Annotated in this window: 18 protein-coding genes and 1 tRNA gene; 9 read left to right on the top strand and 10 right to left on the bottom strand. The window is 64.2% G+C overall.

The window, feature by feature from the left end; genetic code table 11:
* Positions 1-390: 390 nt before the first annotated feature.
* From CO664_RS28750 to CO664_RS28735, 4 genes are read right to left on the bottom strand one after another with little or no spacing between them, the layout of a single operon-like run.
* On the bottom strand, positions 391-1,182 hold the full coding sequence (locus CO664_RS28750) for a rhomboid family intramembrane serine protease (protein WP_097540659.1): 792 nt from the start codon (positions 1,180-1,182) through the stop codon (positions 391-393).
* Positions 1,183-1,212: 30 nt separating this feature from the next.
* Positions 1,213-1,791, bottom strand: coding sequence for a cob(I)yrinic acid a,c-diamide adenosyltransferase (locus CO664_RS28745; protein ID WP_097527904.1), 579 nt, complete (start codon positions 1,789-1,791; stop codon positions 1,213-1,215).
* Positions 1,792-1,809: 18 nt separating this feature from the next.
* A complete protein-coding gene (locus tag CO664_RS28740; RefSeq protein WP_012709193.1) occupies positions 1,810-2,013 on the bottom strand; it encodes a twin transmembrane helix small protein in 204 nt (67 codons plus the stop codon).
* A 21-nt stretch (positions 2,014-2,034) separates the two neighbouring features.
* Positions 2,035-2,868 carry an SDR family oxidoreductase gene (locus CO664_RS28735; RefSeq protein ID WP_097540658.1) on the bottom strand — a complete coding sequence of 278 codons (834 nt, stop codon included), beginning with the start codon at positions 2,866-2,868 and terminating at the stop codon, positions 2,035-2,037.
* Between the two features lie 150 nt (positions 2,869-3,018).
* Between CO664_RS28735 and CO664_RS28730 the strand changes: the two genes are divergently transcribed.
* Positions 3,019-3,906, top strand: coding sequence for a YihY/virulence factor BrkB family protein (locus CO664_RS28730; RefSeq protein WP_037427361.1), 888 nt, complete (start codon positions 3,019-3,021; stop codon positions 3,904-3,906).
* A gap of 7 nt (positions 3,907-3,913) precedes the next feature.
* Here CO664_RS28730 and gluQRS read toward each other — a convergent pair whose 3' ends face one another.
* Entirely contained in the window at positions 3,914-4,810 is an 897-nt protein-coding gene (gene gluQRS, locus CO664_RS28725; RefSeq protein WP_097540657.1) for a tRNA glutamyl-Q(34) synthetase GluQRS, read from the bottom strand.
* 55 nt (positions 4,811-4,865) lie between these two features.
* Here gluQRS and CO664_RS28720 point away from each other — a divergent pair, with 55 nt between their 5' ends.
* Positions 4,866-5,513, top strand: coding sequence for a DNA-3-methyladenine glycosylase (locus tag CO664_RS28720; protein ID WP_097527907.1), 648 nt, complete (start codon positions 4,866-4,868; stop codon positions 5,511-5,513).
* Positions 5,514-5,619: 106 nt separating this feature from the next.
* Complete coding sequence (locus CO664_RS28715; RefSeq protein WP_037388531.1) at positions 5,620-6,177, top strand: HNH endonuclease; 558 nt, start codon at positions 5,620-5,622, stop codon at positions 6,175-6,177.
* A 54-nt stretch (positions 6,178-6,231) separates the two neighbouring features.
* Here the strand turns inward: CO664_RS28715 and CO664_RS28710 are convergent, their stop codons facing one another.
* A complete protein-coding gene (locus CO664_RS28710; protein WP_097540656.1) occupies positions 6,232-6,741 on the bottom strand; it encodes a disulfide bond formation protein B in 510 nt (169 codons plus the stop codon).
* Between the two features lie 186 nt (positions 6,742-6,927).
* Here CO664_RS28710 and CO664_RS28705 point away from each other — a divergent pair.
* A tRNA-Leu gene (locus tag CO664_RS28705) sits at positions 6,928-7,013 on the top strand.
* A 57-nt stretch (positions 7,014-7,070) separates the two neighbouring features.
* Here the strand turns inward: CO664_RS28705 and CO664_RS28700 are convergent.
* Positions 7,071-7,751: a redoxin domain-containing protein gene (locus CO664_RS28700; RefSeq protein ID WP_097540655.1), complete on the bottom strand. Its 681-nt coding sequence runs from the start codon at positions 7,749-7,751 to the stop codon at positions 7,071-7,073.
* 248 nt (positions 7,752-7,999) lie between these two features.
* Between CO664_RS28700 and CO664_RS28695 the strand changes: the two genes are divergently transcribed.
* A complete protein-coding gene (locus CO664_RS28695) occupies positions 8,000-9,646 on the top strand; it encodes an AMP-binding protein (protein ID WP_097540654.1) in 1,647 nt (548 codons plus the stop codon).
* A 10-nt stretch (positions 9,647-9,656) separates the two neighbouring features.
* On the opposite strand, the gene CO664_RS28690 is transcribed toward CO664_RS28695, so the two are convergent.
* From CO664_RS28690 to secA, 3 genes are all read right to left on the bottom strand, one after another.
* Positions 9,657-10,931 (bottom strand): GNAT family N-acetyltransferase, encoded by a 1,275-nt coding sequence (locus CO664_RS28690; protein WP_097527910.1) that lies wholly within the window; start codon positions 10,929-10,931, stop codon positions 9,657-9,659.
* Positions 10,928-12,322, bottom strand: a complete 1,395-nt coding sequence (locus tag CO664_RS28685) for a lipopolysaccharide biosynthesis protein (RefSeq protein WP_176536705.1) — start codon at positions 12,320-12,322, stop codon at positions 10,928-10,930. Before CO664_RS28685 ends, CO664_RS28690 begins: the two co-directional genes overlap by 4 nt.
* A 159-nt stretch (positions 12,323-12,481) precedes the next feature.
* On the bottom strand, positions 12,482-15,187 hold the full coding sequence (gene secA, locus CO664_RS28680; protein ID WP_097540653.1) for a preprotein translocase subunit SecA: 2,706 nt from the start codon (positions 15,185-15,187) through the stop codon (positions 12,482-12,484).
* A gap of 249 nt (positions 15,188-15,436) precedes the next feature.
* On the opposite strand from secA, the gene CO664_RS28675 reads away from it, so the two are divergent.
* The 4 genes from CO664_RS28675 (at position 15,437) to mutT (ending at position 19,046) form a co-directional block, all read left to right on the top strand.
* Positions 15,437-16,291 (top strand): peptidylprolyl isomerase, encoded by an 855-nt coding sequence (locus CO664_RS28675; RefSeq protein WP_097527912.1) that lies wholly within the window; start codon positions 15,437-15,439, stop codon positions 16,289-16,291.
* Between the two features lie 257 nt (positions 16,292-16,548).
* Complete coding sequence (gene argJ / locus CO664_RS28670) at positions 16,549-17,790, top strand: bifunctional glutamate N-acetyltransferase/amino-acid acetyltransferase ArgJ (protein ID WP_097540660.1); 1,242 nt, start codon at positions 16,549-16,551, stop codon at positions 17,788-17,790.
* A gap of 29 nt (positions 17,791-17,819) precedes the next feature.
* The gene (locus tag CO664_RS28665) at positions 17,820-18,629 is read left to right on the top strand and encodes a GNAT family N-acetyltransferase (protein WP_176536704.1); all 810 of its coding nucleotides are present in this window, start codon (positions 17,820-17,822) and stop codon (positions 18,627-18,629) included.
* A gap of 3 nt (positions 18,630-18,632) precedes the next feature.
* Positions 18,633-19,046, top strand: a complete 414-nt coding sequence (gene mutT / locus CO664_RS28660; protein WP_037426561.1) for an 8-oxo-dGTP diphosphatase MutT — start codon at positions 18,633-18,635, stop codon at positions 19,044-19,046.
* Positions 19,047-19,156: the final 110 nt, after the last annotated feature.

The following is a 19,156-nucleotide window of genomic DNA, read 5'->3' as shown; positions in this document are numbered from 1 at the left end:
GACATCTTGACATTGGCAAGCTCGACGCCCGAACCGTCCGCCTTCACCCGGATCTTGACGTTGAAGTCGACGACCCGTTTCACCGTTACCAGGATTTTCATGGATTCTTTCCCTCCAGCAGCGTTCGCAGGAAAATGCGCCTTAACAAAGCGGCCTGATTGTCGATTGGCGACATCGATACGCGTTTTTTCTCCAATTACAATCGCCAACCGCAACGCTAAACCGATATTAGCCCGCGAACTTTTATTAACGTTTACGTACACGTAAGACAAGCTTCCGGCAAGCGGGCGGGAGGGCCTGAGGCGGAAACCTTTCCCTGCGCCTGAAGACCGCGTAATCTGTTGAAATCGCAGCGTATAATCGTCAGATCGGGACCGCCCGCTCCGTTCCTTAGGTCGGACGGCCCCAGGGGGTCGGCGGTTTCCGCTTGCCCGGCAGGGGCGTCTCCGTTCCCTCGACAGGCCCAGACTCGTGTTCGACGGCGCGGGGGCTGACAATGGTGCGATCGAAAAGCGGCACGCCGCGGCGTCGCAAAACGATCACGAGAACGAGGCCGGCAAGGATGCCGCCGATATGGGCGGTCCAGGAGACGCTGCCGCCCGGATCGACAGCGAACATGTAGAACTGCTGGCCGATCCAGAAGGCGAGCGGGATGGCGGCGGGCAGCGGCAAGGGAATGCGGAAAAGCACGAGCACCCAGACCCGGACCTTCGGGTGCAGCAGAAAATAGGCGGCGACCACGCCGGAGACGGCACCGGAGGCGCCGATCAGCGGCGCTTCAGAGGCGGGATCGATGAGCCCGTGCGCCAGCGCGCCGGCGGCGGCGCACAGCAGATAGAACAGGAGAAAGCGGACGTGCCCGAGCGCGTCCTCGACATTGTCGCCGAAGACCCAGAGAAACAGCATGTTCATCGCCAGATGGGTGAAGTCGCCATGCAGGAAGGAATAGGTGACAAAGGTGAACTCGTCCGGGACGAGCGCAAGGGAGGGGTCGAGAATGGCGTAGTCGAACACAATCGCCGGGATGTAGCCGAAACCGAGCACGGCGGCATTGGCGAACTCCTCGGTGGCGATCGGTACGGTGAAGAGCCAGACGGTGAAATTGACGAGGATCAGCGTCACCGTCACATATTGCATGTCGATATGCTTCAGGGCGTTCCTGTCGTGCAGCGGTATGAACATGCGATCCCCGAAGCGTGATTTTGCGCGAGCCTATCTGTTCTTGCCCGGAACCCAAAGGACGTCGGCGCGTCCCATGTCGTTCGCCCAACGGGCGGCGACGAACAGGAAGTCGGAGAGCCGGTTGATATAGGCAACCGCCTCGCGGCTGACGATCTCGCCTTCGGCCTCGGCAAGCGCCACCATCTGCCGTTCGGCGCGGCGGGCGACGGTGCGAGCGGCATGGAGCGCTGCGGAGGCGGCGCTGCCGGCAGGCAGCACGAAGGAGCGCAGCGGCTCGAGATCGGCATTCAGCCGGTCGATCTCGGCCTCGAGGCGAGCCACCTGGGCGGCGACGATCCTTAGCGGCTCATAGTCCTGCTTCTCGCCGGTCTCGGGTGTGGCGAGATCCGCGCCGAGATCGAAGAGATCGTTCTGGATACGCATCAGCATCTGATCGAGATCCGGCCTGTCGCCGGTATGCTGGCGCGCTAAGCCGACGAAGGCATTCGCCTCGTCGACGCTTCCATAGGCATCGACGCGGAGATCGCTCTTCGAGCGGCGCGGGCCGGCAACGAGGCCGGTCGTGCCGTTGTCGCCGGTCCGGGTGTAGATCTTGTTGAGCTTGACCATCGTGACTTCGCTTGGTCCTCAGCTCGGCCGGCCACCGCCGGTGACCCACAGTGTCAGCATGATCAGCACGAGTGCCAGCGCCTGCAACGCTATGCGCGTCTGCATCAGCTTGTTGGACGTATTGCCGCTGCCCTTGCGGGCCATGTTCAACAGGCCGCGGATGAGCACGATCGCAACCAGGCCCATGACGAACAATGTCACGGCGGTCAGGAAACTGGGCATGTCATCGCTCCTTCTATTCAATCAGCCGAGTCGGCCGATGATACTGTAGAACAGCGCCGCCGGCAGGAGTTTCTTGAGCAGCACACCCTGTTTGGCGGGCCTGGTCACGACATAATGCGGCCTCGGCCGGCGCGACGTCAAAGCGTGTTTCAGAACGTGATAAACGGCCTCCGGTCCGAGCCTTCCGCGGACCGGCTTGCTTTCGCCGCGCAGGCGTTTCAGCTGTTTCTCGTACGCCGCCCGGTGGACGGAATTCTTGAGGTCGATGAAGCGCTCGACATAGGCAAGCGCATTGGCGGTGAACTTCGACGTGATCGGCCCCGGCTCGATCAGGCTGACCTCGATGCCGCTGCCGGCAAGCTCCATCCGCAATGTCAGCGACAGGGCCTCGAGCGCGGATTTCGAGGCGTTGTAGGCGCCGCGCCAGCGATAGGGGACGAGACCGAGGATCGACGAGCATTGCACGATGCGGCCGCCGCCCCGAGCCCGCATCGCCGGAATGACGCGGCGCGTCAGATCGTGCCAGCCGATCACGTTGGTTTCGAGCTGCAGCCGCAGCGCTTCCGTCGGCAGGTCCTCGACCGCGCCCGCCTGGCCATAGGCACCGTTGTTGAAGAGCGCATCGATCCGCCCGCCGCTCAGCGCCATCACGGCTTCCACCAGGGCGGCGATCGTCTCCGGCCTGGTATAATCCATGAGGAAGGTTTCGATGCCTTCCTGTTCGAGCTCCGCCTGGTCCTCCGGCCGCCGGACGGTCGCGAAGACGCGCCAGCCGTCGCTTTTCAGAGCGCGCGCGCAATAGGCGCCGATGCCGGATGAGCAGCCGGTGACGATAATGGTGGGGCGTTCAGACATCCGGTCGATTCCTGTAGAAATACCTGTCCCGTTTCCCATATTCACGATTGGGAAACAATTGAATTGCGCGCACTTGCGTCCTGGTGGCGCGTCGCCACAGGCATAGCGCGTAGCCGGTCACGCGGAAGGGCGGGCACCACAGGAGACGGAATGCCGGCATCGCTTCGCATCATCTGGAAGGTCGTGTTCGATGCGCTCTGGCATTTCAGCGAGGACGACGGCTGGGCGATGGCGAGCCATGTGGCCCTGTCGTCGCTGATGGCGGTCTTCCCCTTCCTGATCTTCGGCACTGCGCTCGGCAGTTTCCTCGGGGCCGACCAATTCGCGGTGACGGCCGTCCACCTGATCTTCGATGCCTGGCCCGAATCGATCGCCAAGCCCGTCGCCGATGAGATCGTCGAGGTGCTGACCATCCAGCGCGGCGGAGTCTTGACGCTTTCCGTCGTCGCGGCCGCCTATTTCGCCTCGAACGGCGTCGAAGCGCTGCGAATTGCGCTGAACAGGGCCTATCGCGTGGCGGAAAGCCGCCCGTGGTACATAACCCGGCTCGCCAGCCTCGGCTTCGTGCTTGCCGGCGTCCTGATCCTCGCCGTCATCAGCATTCTGCTGGTCGCCGTCCCGCTGGCCGTCCGCAATGCCGACCAATGGCTGCCCTGGCTCGACGCCGTGCTGGCGACCGTCGACAATTGGGGCCTGGCGCTGGCGCTCGCGATGCTGACGATGGGGCTGTTGGTGTCGCATCTGTGGCTGCCGGACGGGCACCGCAAGATCGTCGACGTGTTGCCCGGCATCCTGCTGACGCTGCTTCTGTGGTCGATCGGCGCCTATGCCTTCGCATCCTATCTGGCGGCCTTCTCCAACTATGTGGCAACCTATGCCGGCCTCGCCTCGATCGTGATCGTGCTGGTTTTCCTCTACATGGTCGGGGCGATCTTCATCATCGGCGCCGAGATCAATGCCGCCATCCTGAAGTTCAAGGTCAAGCGCATGGTGTCACGCAGCTTCCAAGGGCGCGGCGAGGGACCGCCCTCCCAATAGGACGGCTTTATGCCGCCTCCAGGACCATGGCGCGCAGTTCCGCCGGCGAGCGACCGGCGGTGCGGAAGGCGGCGATACCTGTGTCCCCGTTGCTCTTCGACAGTTTCCTGCCGTCCGCCCCGAGGATCAGGCGATGATGATGATAGACCGGCTCCGGCAGGTCGAGAAGCCGCTGGAGCAGGCGGTGGATGGAGGTTGCGTGGTAGAGGTCGCGGCCGCGCACGACATGGGTGATGCCCTGCAGGGCGTCGTCGACGACCACCGAAAGATGATAGCTCGAGGGCGCGTCCGAGCGCGACAGGACGACGTCGCCCCAGACACCCGGATCCGCCGCGATCAGGCCGGTTTCCCCGGCCGGACCTTCCCCGGTCTCGCGCCACAGGAGCGGTTCGGCAAGGCGGCCGACCGCCTTCGCCACGTCGAGCCGCCAGGTGTGGGGACGGCCGCCCGCGACGAGGTCCGCCTGCTCGCTTGCCGTCAGCGCACGCTCGCGGCCCGGATAAAGGGGCGTCCCGTCCGGATCGTGGGGCCATGCCCTTCCGCTCGCCTCATGCGCCGCCACCGCCGTTTTGATCTCGCCGCGGGTCATGACGGAAGGATAGACCAGCCCCATGGTTCTCAAGCGTTCGAGCGCTGCCGCATAAAGATCGAGCTGATCTGATTGGCGCCGCACCGGTTCTTCCCAGATGAGACCCAACCAGGCGAGGTCCTCGAAAATCGCCGCCTCGAACTCCGGACGGCAGCGCGCCCGGTCGATGTCCTCTATCCTCAGCAGGAAACGGCCGCCCATCGCGCTCGCCATGTCGTGGTTGATAATGGCTGACAATGCGTGGCCGAGATGCAGCAAGCCGTTTGGGCTTGGGGCGAAGCGGAAAACCGGTTGTGCTGGCGGCGGAACGGGCATTGTGCTCCTTTGCCATGGAAGCTGTATAAAGGTCATCCGCTATTTTGGAGGGTGCATGCGGATCATTCGCACAAGCGACGATATCGAGGCTGGCCTCGCGGGTCTCGTGATGCTCGACGCCCGCCTGGAGCACGTCCTCGACAAGGCCGGGCCGGTGCCGCTCAGGCGCACCGATCCGGGCTATCGCGGCCTTGCCAATATCATCGTCTCGCAAATGGTCTCCAAGGCGAGTGCGGCGGCGATCTGGAGCCGCATGGAGGCGTCGCTCGGCGAGATCAGCGCCGACGCCGTGCTTTCGCTTGACGACGATGCCTGCCGGCAATTCGGTCTTTCCCGCGCCAAGGCAGATACGCTGCGGCGGGTGGCGACCGCGGCGGTTACGGACGAGATCGATCTCGACGGCATCTGCAACATCGAGGCGGCCGCAGCGATCCACGAGCTGACGGCGATCAAGGGTGTGGGGCGCTGGACGGCGGAGGTCTATCTGCTCTTCTGCGCCGGCCATCCGGACGTCTTTCCCTCCGGCGACGTGGCGCTGCAGAACGCCGTCGGTCACGCGCTCGGTTTCGAGTTGCGGCCGACGGCAAGCGAAATCGATTCGCTCGCCGCCTCTTGGTCCCCCTGGCGGAGCGTCGCGGCCCGGCTTTTCTGGGCTTACTATGCGCGTGAGATGCGGCGTGATGCGCTGCCCGTGACGCCTTGAAGAGAAAAGCGAATCCTTTGTTTGGTTTTTCTTTCCGGCTTCACAATCCTGTCGCAACAGGCCTAATATAGAAGATGCAGATGCCGAATCGCTCAGGAGAATACGCTTGACGATTGCAGTCTCACCTCAGGCCCTGCCGGCGCTTGTGCTGAACGCCGATTACCGGCCGCTGAGCTATTACCCCTTGTCGCTCTGGTCCTGGCAGGACGCGATCAAGGCGGTCTTTCTCGACCGCGTGATAATCCTTGCCGAATACGAACACTCCGTCTCCTCTCCCAGCTTCTCGATGCGGCTGCCGAGCGTCGTCTGCCTGAAAAGCTATGTCCAGCCGTCGCGCTTTCCGGCCTTCACCCGGTTCAACGTCTTCCTGCGCGACAAGTTCGAATGCCAGTATTGCGGATCCCCGGACGATCTGACCTTCGACCACGTGATCCCGCGCGCGCATGGCGGCCAGACGACCTGGGAAAATGTCGTCGCAGCCTGTTCGCCCTGCAACCTGCGCAAGGGCAGCAAGCTGCCGAAGCAGGCCCACATGTTCCCGCATCAAAGGCCGTACCAGCCGACCGTGCAGGACCTGCACAACAATGGACGGCTCTTCCCGCCGAACCATCTGCACGAAAGCTGGATGGACTATCTCTACTGGGATGTCGAGCTGCAGCCGTAAGGCCGTGCCTTTTTTCAGGTCAATGCGAATATCTTGGCGTGAGCGGTTGCGACCTTACGCCTTGGCGGCGCCCCGCAGCGCGATCGCCGCGAGGATCAGGCTGGCGATGACGTTCCAGCCGGCGAAGGACAGGCCAAGGACGCGCAGCGCCGCGTCGGTGCAGGACGGAGCGTGCTTCGCGTCAAGATCGCCGAGCAGGTCGCCGACATTTGAGGAGATGCCCTGGGCGGTCGTCGCGCAGGTCGACGGACCCTCCCAGAAATGCCATTCAGCACCGGCGTGATAGACGCCGATCCCGGCGCCGACGAGCATCAGGACGCCGACGATTCCGAGCAGCGCGCGCGTCGTCCAGGCCGGCAGTTTCAGCACGCTGGCGACAATGGCGACGAGGCCGAGCGGAATGCCGTAGTAATAAGGGTCGCGCTGCATGAGGCAGAGGGCGCAGGGGATGTAGCCGCCGATATGCTCGAAACCGAGCGCGCCACCGACGGTCGCCGCCATGCCGAGCGTGACGACGAGGGCGAGAAGCAGTTGCTGGCGCGTGGCGGCGGAAGCCTCGATCATGAATACCTCGCAAGGGCGGCGAAACGGCGCCCGTCTTCTTATGTAGGTTCGGTTCCGCTGTAAATCGCCGTCACCGGTCCCCGGCCGCACGCTTTTGTGATCGCCGCTGCGAAAATCGCAATTTCTCGATTGACCGGCGCGAAAACGATCGTGTAAATCCCAAACCGCTGATATCGCTTGAGCCTTGCCCCATTGGCGGAATTGGTAGACGCGCTCGACTCAAAATCGAGTTCCCAAAAGGAGTGCTGGTTCGACCCCGGCATGGGGCACCACTTGCTACCCCGTCTTTCGTCACCGAAAAAGATACTCCGGCGGACTTCCGCTCCGGGTCAGCGTCCGAGGTTTTCGGCGGCGGCAAGGATCTGCGCCGCGGTTGGGAAGGTGCAGAGGTCGTTCGGCCCGTCGCGCGCCTCGATTTGCGCCCAGCCGACGATGCCGGTGGCGTCGACCAGATAATGCCCGACGAGCTGGGTGCCATGGTCCGCCAGGATCGCTTTGTCCGCTTCGTCGAGGTCGAAGCCGTCGCTGGCGTTGAGGACAACGTTGGCTTCCATGGGCTGCAAAGGCTCCGGGAACACGCCGGCAGGATTGATGCGAGCCGCCTCGAACTGCGCCATCGATGCGCGATGGGGCCATTCGGGCCGCTCGCTGCTGCCATCGGGCAGGAATTCGCCCCGCGGCACGCCGAAGGCCCGGTGCGTGTGGCAATCCGGGTCGCACAGGAGCGTTACCGGCGTCGGCCGATGGCGGAAATAGAGGCGAGCGCGTTCGACCGGCGTGTTGATCACCGCCAGGGTCTCTATCCCGGCGGCGCGTAGCGCTGGCTGGAGGCCGGCAAGCTGTTCCACCTGACGTCGACAGAACGGGCAGTGCAAACCGCGAAAGAAGCCGATCAGGAACGGGCGACCGCGCAAATCGGCAAGAGAGACCATTCCTTCAGGGTTGGCCGCGGCGAGCGCGAACGAGGGGGCGGGTTCTCCCGGCTGCAGCGGCCGGATCTGGTTTGCCATGGAATACTCCTCCCTACCGCGTCATGTGGAGGTCATGCAGCATGGGTTGGCACGACTTTGACTCCGACCGCCGTCGGGCTGAGGTCGCTTGAGCTCCGCACTATACCGGAAACGGCGCTTTCGCTCTATCAGGCAAGATGCCAGCGGACCTCGTCCCTGTTCCGAGTTCCTTCACCCGGCCCGCACCCGTTGAATTCCACGGGGCGAAAGTGTTAGCTGCTGCGCTGCAGCAAACTCCAGCGCGGCCCATGCTACCGAAGATCGACACATACGACGACCTCTATCGCGAATTCCGCTGGCGGATTCCGGAGAGGTTCAATATCGGCGTCGCCGTCAGCGACGCATGGGCGGCGCGTGACCCTGAACGTATCTGCCTGCAGCATTTCAGCCCGGACACCGCGCCTCATTCACTGACATACGGCGCCTTCGCGGCTCGCTCCTCGGCCTTTGCCGGCGGGCTTGCCGCGCACGGCATCAAGCCGGGCGATCGGGTCGCCATTCTGCTGCCGCAGGGCTTCGAAGCGGCAATCGCCCATGCGGCGATCTACAAGCTCGGCGCGATCGCCCTGCCGCTGGCGCTGCTTTTCGGCGTCGAGGCGCTCAGCTACCGGCTGCAGGACGCCGGGGCGACGGCGGTCGTCACCAATCGCTTCGGCTACGAGCGGCTTGCGGCGTTCCGAAGCGAACTGCCGGAGCTTCGGCTGGTGGTGCTGGCGGAAGAGGAGGAACTGCCTGATACGGTGCTCTTCGACCGGCTGGCGGCGGGCGAGGGCCGTTTTGCCGCCGCCGATACCGGGCCGGACAATCCGGCGCTGATGATCTATACGTCCGGGACGACCGGCCCGCCGAAGGGGGCGCTGCACGGCCACCGCGTGCTGCTCGGCCATCTGCCGGGTTTCCAGTTTCACCATCACTTCCTGCCTCAGCCGGGCGACCGGATGTGGACGCCGGCCGATTGGGCCTGGGCGGGCGGGCTCTTGAACGCGTTGCTGCCGTCGCTGTTCTTCGGCGTGCCGGTGGTTTCCTCGCCGGCGCAGAAGTTCGATCCGCATATGGCCTTCCGCATCATGGAAGAGATGAATGTGCGCAACGCCTTCATTCCGCCGACGGCGCTGAGGCTGCTCAAATCCGTCGATCGGCCCCGCGACCGCTACAGGCTCGATCTGAGAACGATCGGCTCGGCCGGCGAAGCGCTCGGGCGCGAGACCTTCGACTGGGCGAAGGAGGCGCTCGGCGTCGAGGTCAGCGAATTCTACGGCCAGACGGAATGCAACATCGTCATTTCGTCGGCCGCCGACCTCGGAGTATTGAAACCGGGCTCGATGGGCAAGGCCGCACCCGGCCATGAGGTGGCGATCATCGACGGCGAGGGGCGTGTGCTGCCGCCGGGCACGACCGGCCAAGTCGCGATCAAGCGCCCCGATCCGGTGATGTTCCTGGGCTATTGGCGAAACGTCAAGGCGACCGAGGCGAAGTTCATCGGCGACTGGATGACCACCGGCGACCAGGGCGTCATGGATCAGGAGGGTTACTTCACCTTTTTCGGCCGCGACGACGACGTCATCACCTCGTCCGGCTACCGGATCGGCCCCGGCGAGATCGAGGACTGTCTCGTCGGCCACCCGGACGTTCAGATGGCCGCGGCGATCGGCAAGCCGGACCCGATCCGCACCGAGATCGTCAAGGCCTATGTGGTGCTGAAGCCCGGTGTCGCCGCAGCCGAAGAGACCGCGGCTGCGATCCGCGACTGGGTGAAGAACAGGCTCTCCATGCACGAATATCCGCGCGAGATCGAGTTCGTCGACAGCCTGCCGCTGACCACTTCGGGCAAGGTGATCCGGCGGCTGTTGCGGGAGAGGGCTGCTGCCGAGGTGGAGGCAGCGCGCGACCGCTGATTCCGCCCCATCAGCGCCCGGCCAGCGCGCGGATCTTCTCGCGCAGTAGCCGCGCCATGTTGCGGGTGTTGCGGTAGAGGTGAAGCTGAGCCGCCACCTGGCGCACGTCGCGGTCGCGGTTCTGCTGCAGGCCGATCACCAGCGTCCCCATCTCCTCGCGCTCCTGCCAGAAGCGGGCGATCATCGGATGGTCGGGCACGGCGCAGGAATCGGAGCGGGCGATATTGGCGTCGTCGAGATGCCATTCGGTGAGTTCGGCCAAGAGCAGCTTGCCCGGCGAATATTTCGCGTAGTCCTCGTTATAGGCGGTCTTCCAGGTATAGGCCTCGCCGGCCATCATGAGCACGACCATCGCGGCGATCGCCTTGCCGTCGAGATCGAGCGTGTGGATGCGGACGCTGTCGGCTTCGGCGAGATTGGTGATTGCTTCCCGCGCGAAGGCGGCGCGGAAGCGGTCCATGATCATGGCGCTGCGTTCGCGGCCTTTCCAACCGGAGGCCTCGAGCGCCAGGAACTCCTCCAGCCGCCAGCGGATCTCCTCCGGTTGACGCGCGACGCTGTAGGCGAGGTTGCCGTGTTTTTCGAGATTGTTCCACTGGCGTCGCAGTTCCTTGAAATGCGCCCGGCTGATCGCCTGGCGCAGATAGGTTGGACCGTCGAGCAGGCTTTCGAGCATCGGCCGTTCGAAGGTATCGGTCACCGTCAGCGGCAGGTTCTCGCCGATCGCCACGGCCCGGGCGAGCTGCGCGAATTTGCCCTTGAGGCGCACGTCCGGCAGCACCAGCACCTGCGGCATGCCGGAGGAGGGCGAGGCGAGCGCCGTATAAAGGTTGCTGATCGTCTCGGCGGCGTCTTCCGCGTCAAGCAGCGGCACGCCCAAGGGGCCGAAGGGATTGGACCAGCCGCGAATGATCGGCGCGCCGATCGAGAAGCCCGGCTTTTCGATCGAGAAAGGCATCAGGAAGCGCAGGCGGCTGCTGCGCTCGTTGCTGTCGCGGATGACGGCGAGGCGAATCACCCGATCCTCCAGCCGTGGCATGGCGGGCGCCAGGAAGCGGCCAGTGAAGAAGACGTTCGGCTCGATCGCCCGGTTGGACAGGAAGTCGAGCTCCCGCTGCAGTTCGTAGCCGGAGCGGGCCTGGTAGATGGCCAGATGCCGGCCGGACCTGCCCACCATCAAGGTCCGTTCGGCCTGCGTCGGATCGGCGGCCGGTTGCGCCAGGCCGCCAAGCAGGCGGTTCGCGCTTCCGTTCGCTTCCCCGGGGAACTGGATGTTGCCGTTCATGGCTTGATTGCCTCGTTTTCGTCATGACCGCTCCTTGCGCCGGCAAGTGCCAGGAGCGTGAAACCAAAGGTGTGCCTCACCGCCACATGCAGGATCGCCGCCTCCACGAACATCGCGCCCGCGGTCGCTGAGGCCGCTCCGGTCAAGCCGAAGAGCGGAATGAGCGTGACGTTGAGCGCGACATTGGCACCGAGCGCGGCCACATAGAGGATGACGCAGAGCTTTTGCCGTCCGGCCATCGTCAACAGGGTCTCGGCGGGGCCGACAAAGGCCTTGGCGAGGATACCGGTGAGCAGTATCGCCATCAGCGGAGCACCGGCGGGGAAGGCCGGGCCGAACAGCGACAGCAGCAGCGGACCCGCCAGCACGACGGTGCAGCCGATAGCGAGTGACGGCCAGAACGACCAGCGGGCGCTTTCGATGGCGATCTCCGCCAATTGATGCCGGTCGCGCGCTGCCATGGCCGCCGAAAAGCGCGGGCCGGCGGCCGCCCTGACCGCGAACATGACGAAATGGACGAGCGCCATGGTCTTCGCGGCGGCAAAGTAGATCGCCACGTCGTCCGGCTTCACATAGAGGCCGACGATCACGACGTCGGAATTGGTCAAGAGGAAGCCGAAACCGTCGACGAGGAATATCGGGATCGAGACGCGCAGCCAGCGGCTGAGTTCGATTTTCATCGGGCCGGGAAGGTAGTGCCGGTCGAGCCGCCAGACCATTATTGCGAACTGCCCGAGCGTCGTCACATAGGTCGCGGCAAGCGCTGCGGCCATCGCCGTCGTTGCAGCGGACGGCAGGCCCGCGACCGTTGCCAGGACCATGAAGGCGAGGATCAGCAAGGGCCGCACGAGGAAGGTCGGGCTCATTGCCGCAACCGGCCAGCTATGGGCGCGCGCCGTGCCGTCCATCACGTCGCCGAGCGCAATCATCGGCAGGGTAATGAGGCCGAGATAGAGGGGCACGAAGTAGTAGCTCTCGATTGCCGTGCCGAAGAGCCACAGACCCGCTGCGCCGATCGCGGCAAGGGCGGTTGCGGAAAGGAGGGCGAAGATGCGCGCCGTCGTCGTCAGGCCGCGGATTTCCGCAAGCTCCGAAGTGGTGCTGTATTCCGGCAGGAACCGGATAACCGCGGTGGGGAGCCCGAGGCAGGAGAGATTGCCGAACAGGACCGTCATCACCCAGACGAAGATGAAGATGCCGTATTCGAACTCGCCCATCAGGCGCGCGAGAAAGATCTGCGAGGCGAAGGCGATTGCCGCGCTTAGGATGCGGATCGCAAAGGCGATCAGCGCCATGCGCTGGGCGCGACTGCGGGTATCGGAGCCGGTGAGCACGGGCAGGAGCCGCTGCACGGAATCGGACAGGCGGTGCCTCAGCGCCGACGGCAGCATTCGTCCGGCCGTTTGACATACCGCCATCAACACGAAGACACCCTGAGATTACGCAATACAGGGCATCACTTCTGCCAGAACAGCGTTAACAAACGGTTCAGCAGGCCGCTCTGCGGCGCGGTCTCGGACGCGAAAATGCCGCCCGGAGGCGGCATCTCGTCAGGCTTCGTAGCTTCCGTGGCAATGCTTGTATTTCTTCCCCGAACCGCAGGGGCAGGGCTCGTTGCGCCCGACATTGCCCCAAGTGGAGGGGTCTGCGGCGTTGCGCTTTGCCGGGGAGGCGGCGCCAAGCGCCGCCTGCGCGAAGTCGTCCTCGCCGGTAATCGGGTCGAAATGATGGGCTTCCATAGGTGGCAGCGGCTGCGGCTCCTGGGGCGCCTCGCGCACCAGTTCGACGCGCATCAGCTGCGCCGATACCGCCTGGCGGAGATTGACGAGCAGGGCCTGAAAGAGCTCGAAGGCTTCGGACTTGTATTCCTGCAGCGGGTCGCGCTGGGCGTAGCCGCGGAAGCCGATGACCGAGCGGAGATGGTCGAGGTTGACGATGTGCTCGCGCCAGAGGTGATCGAGCGTCTGCAGCACGACCGAGCGCTCGACATATTGCATGATCTCCGGCCCGAAGCGCTCGGCGCGCTCGGCGGCGGCCTTGTCGGCGGCGGCGGTGATGCGCTCCAGAATGTCGTCCTCGGCGATCCCTTCCTCGGCGACCCATTCGGTGATCGGGAGGTCGAGGTTGAGGTATTGCTGGACGTCGGCCTTAAGTCCTTCCGCATCCCACTGCTCGGCATAGGCTCGCTCGGGAATGCGCTTGGCGACGATATCCCCGATCACTTCGTTGCGCATGTCGGTGACCGTCTCGGTGACGCTTTCCGCGTCCATGAGTTCGAGACGCTGCTCGAAGATGACCTTGCGCTGGTCGTTGAGCACGTCGTCATATTTCAAGAGGTTCTTGCGGATGTCGAAGTTGCGGGCCTCGACCTTCTTCTGGGCGCGTTCGAGCGCCTTGTTGATCCACGGATGGACAATCGCCTCGCCCTCCTTGAGGCCCAGTTTCTGCAGCATGCCGTCCATGCGGTCGGAGCCGAAGATGCGCATCAAATCGTCCTGCAGCGACAGGAAGAACTTCGAGCGGCCCGGGTCGCCCTGGCGGCCGGAGCGGCCGCGCAACTGGTTGTCGATGCGGCGGCTTTCGTGGCGTTCGGTGGCAAGGACATAAAGGCCGCCGGCGGCGAGCGCCTTGTCCTTGAGCTTCTGCACCTCCTCGCGGATCGCCTTTTCGCGCGCATCGCGCTCGGGGCCGGGCTCGACCTCGGCCAGTTCCTGCTGGATGCGCATGTCCGGGTTGCCGCCGAGCTGGATGTCGGTGCCGCGGCCGGCCATGTTGGTGGCGATGGTGACGGCGCCCGGCACGCCGGCCTGGGCGACGATATAGGCTTCCTGCTCGTGGTAACGGGCGTTCAGCACCTGGAATTTCGAGAAGCCGCTCTTCTTCAGCATATCGGCGAGCAGCTCGGACTTCTCGATCGAGGTGGTGCCGACGAGCATCGGCTGGCCGCGCTCGTGGGCCGCCTTGATCTCGTCGATGATCGCCTTGTACTTCTCGCCCGCGGTGCGATAGACCTCGTCGTCCTCGTCGAGGCGCTTGATCGGCAGATTGGTCGGCACTTCGACCACTTCCAGGCCGTAGATGTTGCCGAATTCCTCGGCTTCCGTCGCCGCGGTGCCGGTCATGCCGGCAAGCTTTTCGTACATGCGGAAGTAATTCTGGAAGGTGACCGAGGCGAGCGTCTGGTTCTCGGGCTGAATCTGCACCTTTTCTTTGGCTTCCAGCGCCTGATGCTGACCTTCGGAGTAGCGACGCCCCGGCATCATGCGGCCGGTGAACTCGTCGATGATGACGATCTCGCCGTTGCGCACGATATAGTCTTTGTCACGCGTGAACAGCTTGTGCGCCTTCAGCGCGTTGTTGACGTGGTGGACGATCGCCACGTTCTCGATGTCGTAGAGCGACTCGCCCTTTAGGAGCCCGGCTTGGCGCAAGAGGTTTTCGAGCTTCTCGGTGCCCTCCTCCGAGAAATTGGCCGAGCGCTGCTTTTCGTCGATCTCGTAGTCTTCCGGCGACAGCAGCGGAATGAAGTCATTGATCGTATTGTAGAGATCCGAGCGGTCGTCGAGCGGGCCGGAGATGATCAGTGGCGTGCGCGCCTCGTCGACCAGGATCGAGTCCACCTCGTCGACGATCGCGAAAAAGTGACCGCGCTGCACCATCTGGGCGCGCTCGTATTTCATGTTGTCGCGCAGATAGTCGAAGCCGAGCTCGTTGTTGGTCGCGTAGGTGACGTCGCAGGCATAGGCGTCGCGGCGCTGCTCGTCGGTGAGGCCGTGGACGATGACGCCCGTCGTCAGGCTGAGGAAGCCGTAGATCCGCCCCATCATGCTGGCGTCGCGCTGGGCGAGATAGTCGTTGACGGTGACGACATGCACGCCCTTGCCGGCGAGCGCGTTAAGGTAGACGGGCAGCGTCGCCACCAGCGTTTTGCCTTCGCCGGTCTTCATTTCGGAGATGGAGCGCTCGTGCAGGATCATGCCGCCGATGAGCTGGACGTCGAAGGGACGCAGGCCGAGAACGCGGCGGGCGGCCTCGCGCACCACGGCAAAGGCCGGCACAAGGAGGTCGTCGAGGGTCTTGCCTTCGCCGAGTTGGCTCCGAAACTCCACCGTCTTTGCAGCGAGCGCTTCGTCGCTCAGCGTTTTCATGTCGGCTTCGAGAGCGTTGATCGCGTCCACCCGACCCTGGTAGCCGCGGACGCGGCGATCGTTGGCGGAACCAAACAACTTGCGGGCAAGGCCGCCGAGACTGACCATCCGAATGGTCCTTTCCTTATTTATCGCCCTGGGGGTTTCAGGTCCGGCTCGAAAAACCGTCTAATGCCGTGAAACGCCCGGAAACTGTTCTGGACGCGAGGTTGCGTGACAGATAAGAGGGGGGTCGGATTATGTCAACGCACTTGCGCGGCCGGACGGCTACAGAACCGCCACATTCTGGTGTTGTGCAGCCCCCCTCGAAGGGCCGGAGGCAATCGCGCTGGCGGCCAATGGTGAAAGGTAAGAAACATGTCTAGATACAAGACCCTGGCGGCCGCGGCGCTGGTCGCGATGATGGCCGCAGGCGTCGCCCGCGCCGAAGGGACCGATCCGGTCGTCGCGAAGGTCGGCGGGCAGGAAATCCGTCAGTCGGAGCTTGATCTCGCGATCACCAGCCTCGATCCGCAGCTCCAGCGGATGCCCGACGAACAGAAGCGCGCCGCAGCCCTTTCCGCCGTCATCGACGTCAAGCTGCTCGTCAAGGATGCCGAGAAGGAAGGCCTGCAGAACGACGCGACCTTCAAGCAGCGTGTCGCCTTCCTAACCGAGCGCGAACTTCACAACGCCTTCTTCAAGAAGCACGTCGTCGATGCGGTGACGAAGGAAGAGGTCAAGGCACGCTACGACAAGGAAATCGCCGCCATCCCGGCGCAGGAAGAAGTCAAGGCCCGCCACATCCTCGTCAAGACCGAGGACGAGGCCAAGGCGATCATCAAGGAACTGGACGCCGGCAAGAGCTTCGTCGAACTCGCCAAGGCCAAGTCCACCGATCCGAACAAGGACGATGGCGGCGACCTCGGCTACTTCACCAAGGGCCGGATGGTGCCGGAATTTGAGACGGCTGCTTTCGCGCTCGAGAAGGGCAGCTATACAAAGATGCCGGTCAAGACCCAGTTCGGCTTCCACGTGATCCTGGTCGAGGACAAGCGTCCGCAGGCGCCGCCGACGCTCGAGCAGGTCGAGCCGCAGGTTCGTCAGCTCGTCATGCGCGACAAGTACCTTGCGCTGCTGGACACTGCCAAAAAGGCGACCGGCGTCGAGATTTCCGATCCGGCGCTGAAGAAGGCCTATGAAGACGCCGGCAAGGCGCGCCAAGGCCAGTAGCTTTTTCGGGGCCGCCAACCTCAAGGACGGTCCCGTGCCAGAGCGGAGAAGAGGCGTTCGTCGCGCCAGCCGCTCGTCAAGACAAGGATCGGGATGCCCGGCGGCTGAATGTCGCTCGGGCATTTCTCGCACCATTTGGAGCGGGATGAGGAAAAGTGTGCGCGGCGTTCCGCGCGCATCCCGCTCTGAAACAATGGAAAAGATCACCATGGTTGCTCGTAACCATGGTGATCAAAGGCATTCAAACAGGGTTCGCCATGTCCGGTACCGTTTCTCCGCTCGCTCCGAAAACCTTTGCTGAAATGCCGCCCCTTCGCGGCGTGCGCATGGCGACCGCCGCCGCGGGGATCAAGTACAAGAACCGCACTGACGTGTTGATTATGGTCTTCGATCAGCCGGCGGCGGTGGCCGGTGTCTTCACGCGTTCGAAGTGCCCGTCCGCCCCCGTCGACTTCTGCCGTAGAAATCTCCCGGGCGGTCACGCACGTGCCGTGGTCGTCAATTCGGGCAATGCCAACGCCTTCACCGGCAAGAAGGGCAAAGAGGCGACCGAACTCACCGCGCAGTCCGCCGCCCGGGCGGTCGGCTGCAATGAGGGCGAGATTTTCCTGGCCTCGACGGGCGTGATCGGCGAGCCGCTCGACGCCACCAAGTTTGCCGGCGTGCTCGACGGGCTCGCGGCATCGGCCAAGGAGGACTTCTGGTTCGAGGCCGCCAATGCGATCATGACCACGGACACCTATCCCAAGGTCGCGACCCGTAGCGCCGAGATCGGCGGCGTCACGGTCACCATCAACGGCATCGCCAAGGGTGCCGGCATGATCGCGCCGGACATGGCGACCATGCTTTCCTTCGTGGTGACCGATGCCGACATCGCACCCGCCGCACTGCAGGCGCTGCTTTCGGCCGGCGTCGGCCCCAGCTTCAATTCCGTGACGGTCGACAGCGATACGTCCACTTCCGACACCTTGATGCTGTTTGCCACCGGCGCTGCGGCCAAGGACGGGCAGGCGAGGGTGGAGGATGCGGGCGATGCGCGGCTCCAGTCCTTCGGGAGGGCGCTCAACGACCTGCTGCGTGACCTGGCGCTGCAGGTCGTGCGCGACGGCGAAGGCGCGCGCAAGATGGTGGAAGTGACCGTCGAGGGCGCTGAGAACGACGCTGCCGCCAAGCGCATCGCGCTTTCGATCGCCAACTCGCCGCTTGTCAAGACGGCGGTTGCCGGGGAGGACGCCAACTGGGGCCGGGTGGTCATGGCGGTCGGCAAGTCCGGCGAGATGGCCGAGCGCGACAGGCTGGCGATCTGGTTCGGCGACGTCCGCGTCGCCGTCGAGGGCGAGCGCGATCCGGCCTATTCGGAAGCGGCAGCGACCGCCGTGATGAAGGGCGAGGACATTCCGATCCGCGTCGACATCGGCCTCGGTCCGGGTCGCGCAACGGTCTATACCTGCGACCTCACCAAGGAATATGTCGAGATCAACGGCGATTACAGAAGCTGATGCGGTCGCTCGCTTGATCGGGACGGGATATGACATCGAACGACAGACGGCCGCCGGTCGAGAGCGGGGCGGTTGGAGCAAGCATGGTTGATCTTCCCAGTGTGCGGCGCCTCGAAGCGGTGGGCTTTCGCGCCTGGCCCGCCGCGACGGTCGTTTATGACGGCAGCTGGCTTATACGACTGACCGCCGGGCATCCCTCCAAGCGCCTGAATTCGATCAATCCGCTCGATCCGTCCGATTATCGCGACATTGCCATCCGGCTCGAGAAGGCGGCGCGGCGCTTTGCCGAACATGGCCGGCCGCTTACGGTCCGGCAGACCCCGCTCACACCGCCGCAACTCATCGCCTACATGGACGGCGAAGCCTGGACATCCTTCAGCCGCAGCCTCGTCATGGAGCTCGATCTCGCGCAGGGTGAGCTCGGCGAGGGCATGGACCACCTGCCGATCAAGGATCTCGGCCGTTTTGTCGACGCGAGGCTCCAGATCGGCAAGGGCGATCCGGCGACCAAGCCGGTGCTGGCCGAGATCATCAACGCCATCAAACCCGAATGCGGCCTTTTTCTCTTCGAGGATCGCGACTTCGGCCCCACGGCCGTGTCGCTCGTCGTTCACGACAACGACCTGGCCGGCATCATGCAGTTCTCGGTGGCGGAGTCCGTCAGGCGCCGGGGCGTCGGCAGGGCGCTTCTCGACGCGTCACTGCGCTGGGCACGCCTGCGCGGCGCCAGAAAGGCCTGGCTGCAGGTGGAAGCCGCCAACACGGCAGCAATCGCGCTCTACCGGAAAGCCGGTTTCTCCGAGGTTTATGATTACCTTTATCGCACGCCGAGGATCTGACGCATGGAAGTAGCGGCAAAGAAGATCGTGCTCGTTGCAGCCTGTGCGCTAGTCGACTCGGACGGGCGCATTCTCCTGGCGCAACGGCCCGAAGGAAAGCCGCTTGCCGGCCTCTGGGAGTTCCCCGGCGGCAAGGTCGAGGCCGGCGAAACGCCGGAGGAGACGCTGATTCGCGAACTCGAAGAGGAACTCGGAATTCGCACCAAGGTCGCCTGCCTTGCACCTCTCACCTTCGCGAGCCACAGCTACGACGACTTTCACCTGCTGATGCCGCTCTACATCTGCCGGCGCTATGAGGGTTTTGCCGAGGGGCGGGAGGGCCAGCTGATCAAATGGGTGCGCCCGAAGGCCTTGCGTGATTACCCGATGCCGCCGGCGGACGAGCCGCTGATCCCGTTCCTGATGGATCTCCTTTAGGCGCAGGGCGGAAGGCGGCATTCCGGGTGCTGCCGCGTCTCATTAATAAATTTGTCTGTGATCGGAGGAAAACCGAGCGTCAACGCCGGTCAACTCCCCTAAATTCCAAG

Source organism: Sinorhizobium sp. NG07B (genome assembly GCF_002532005.1).
GTDB classification, from domain to species: Bacteria; Pseudomonadota; Alphaproteobacteria; order Rhizobiales; family Rhizobiaceae; genus Sinorhizobium; species Sinorhizobium fredii_C.
Note: the sequence above shows the minus strand (reverse complement) of the source record. Positions and strands in the feature narration are given on the sequence as shown.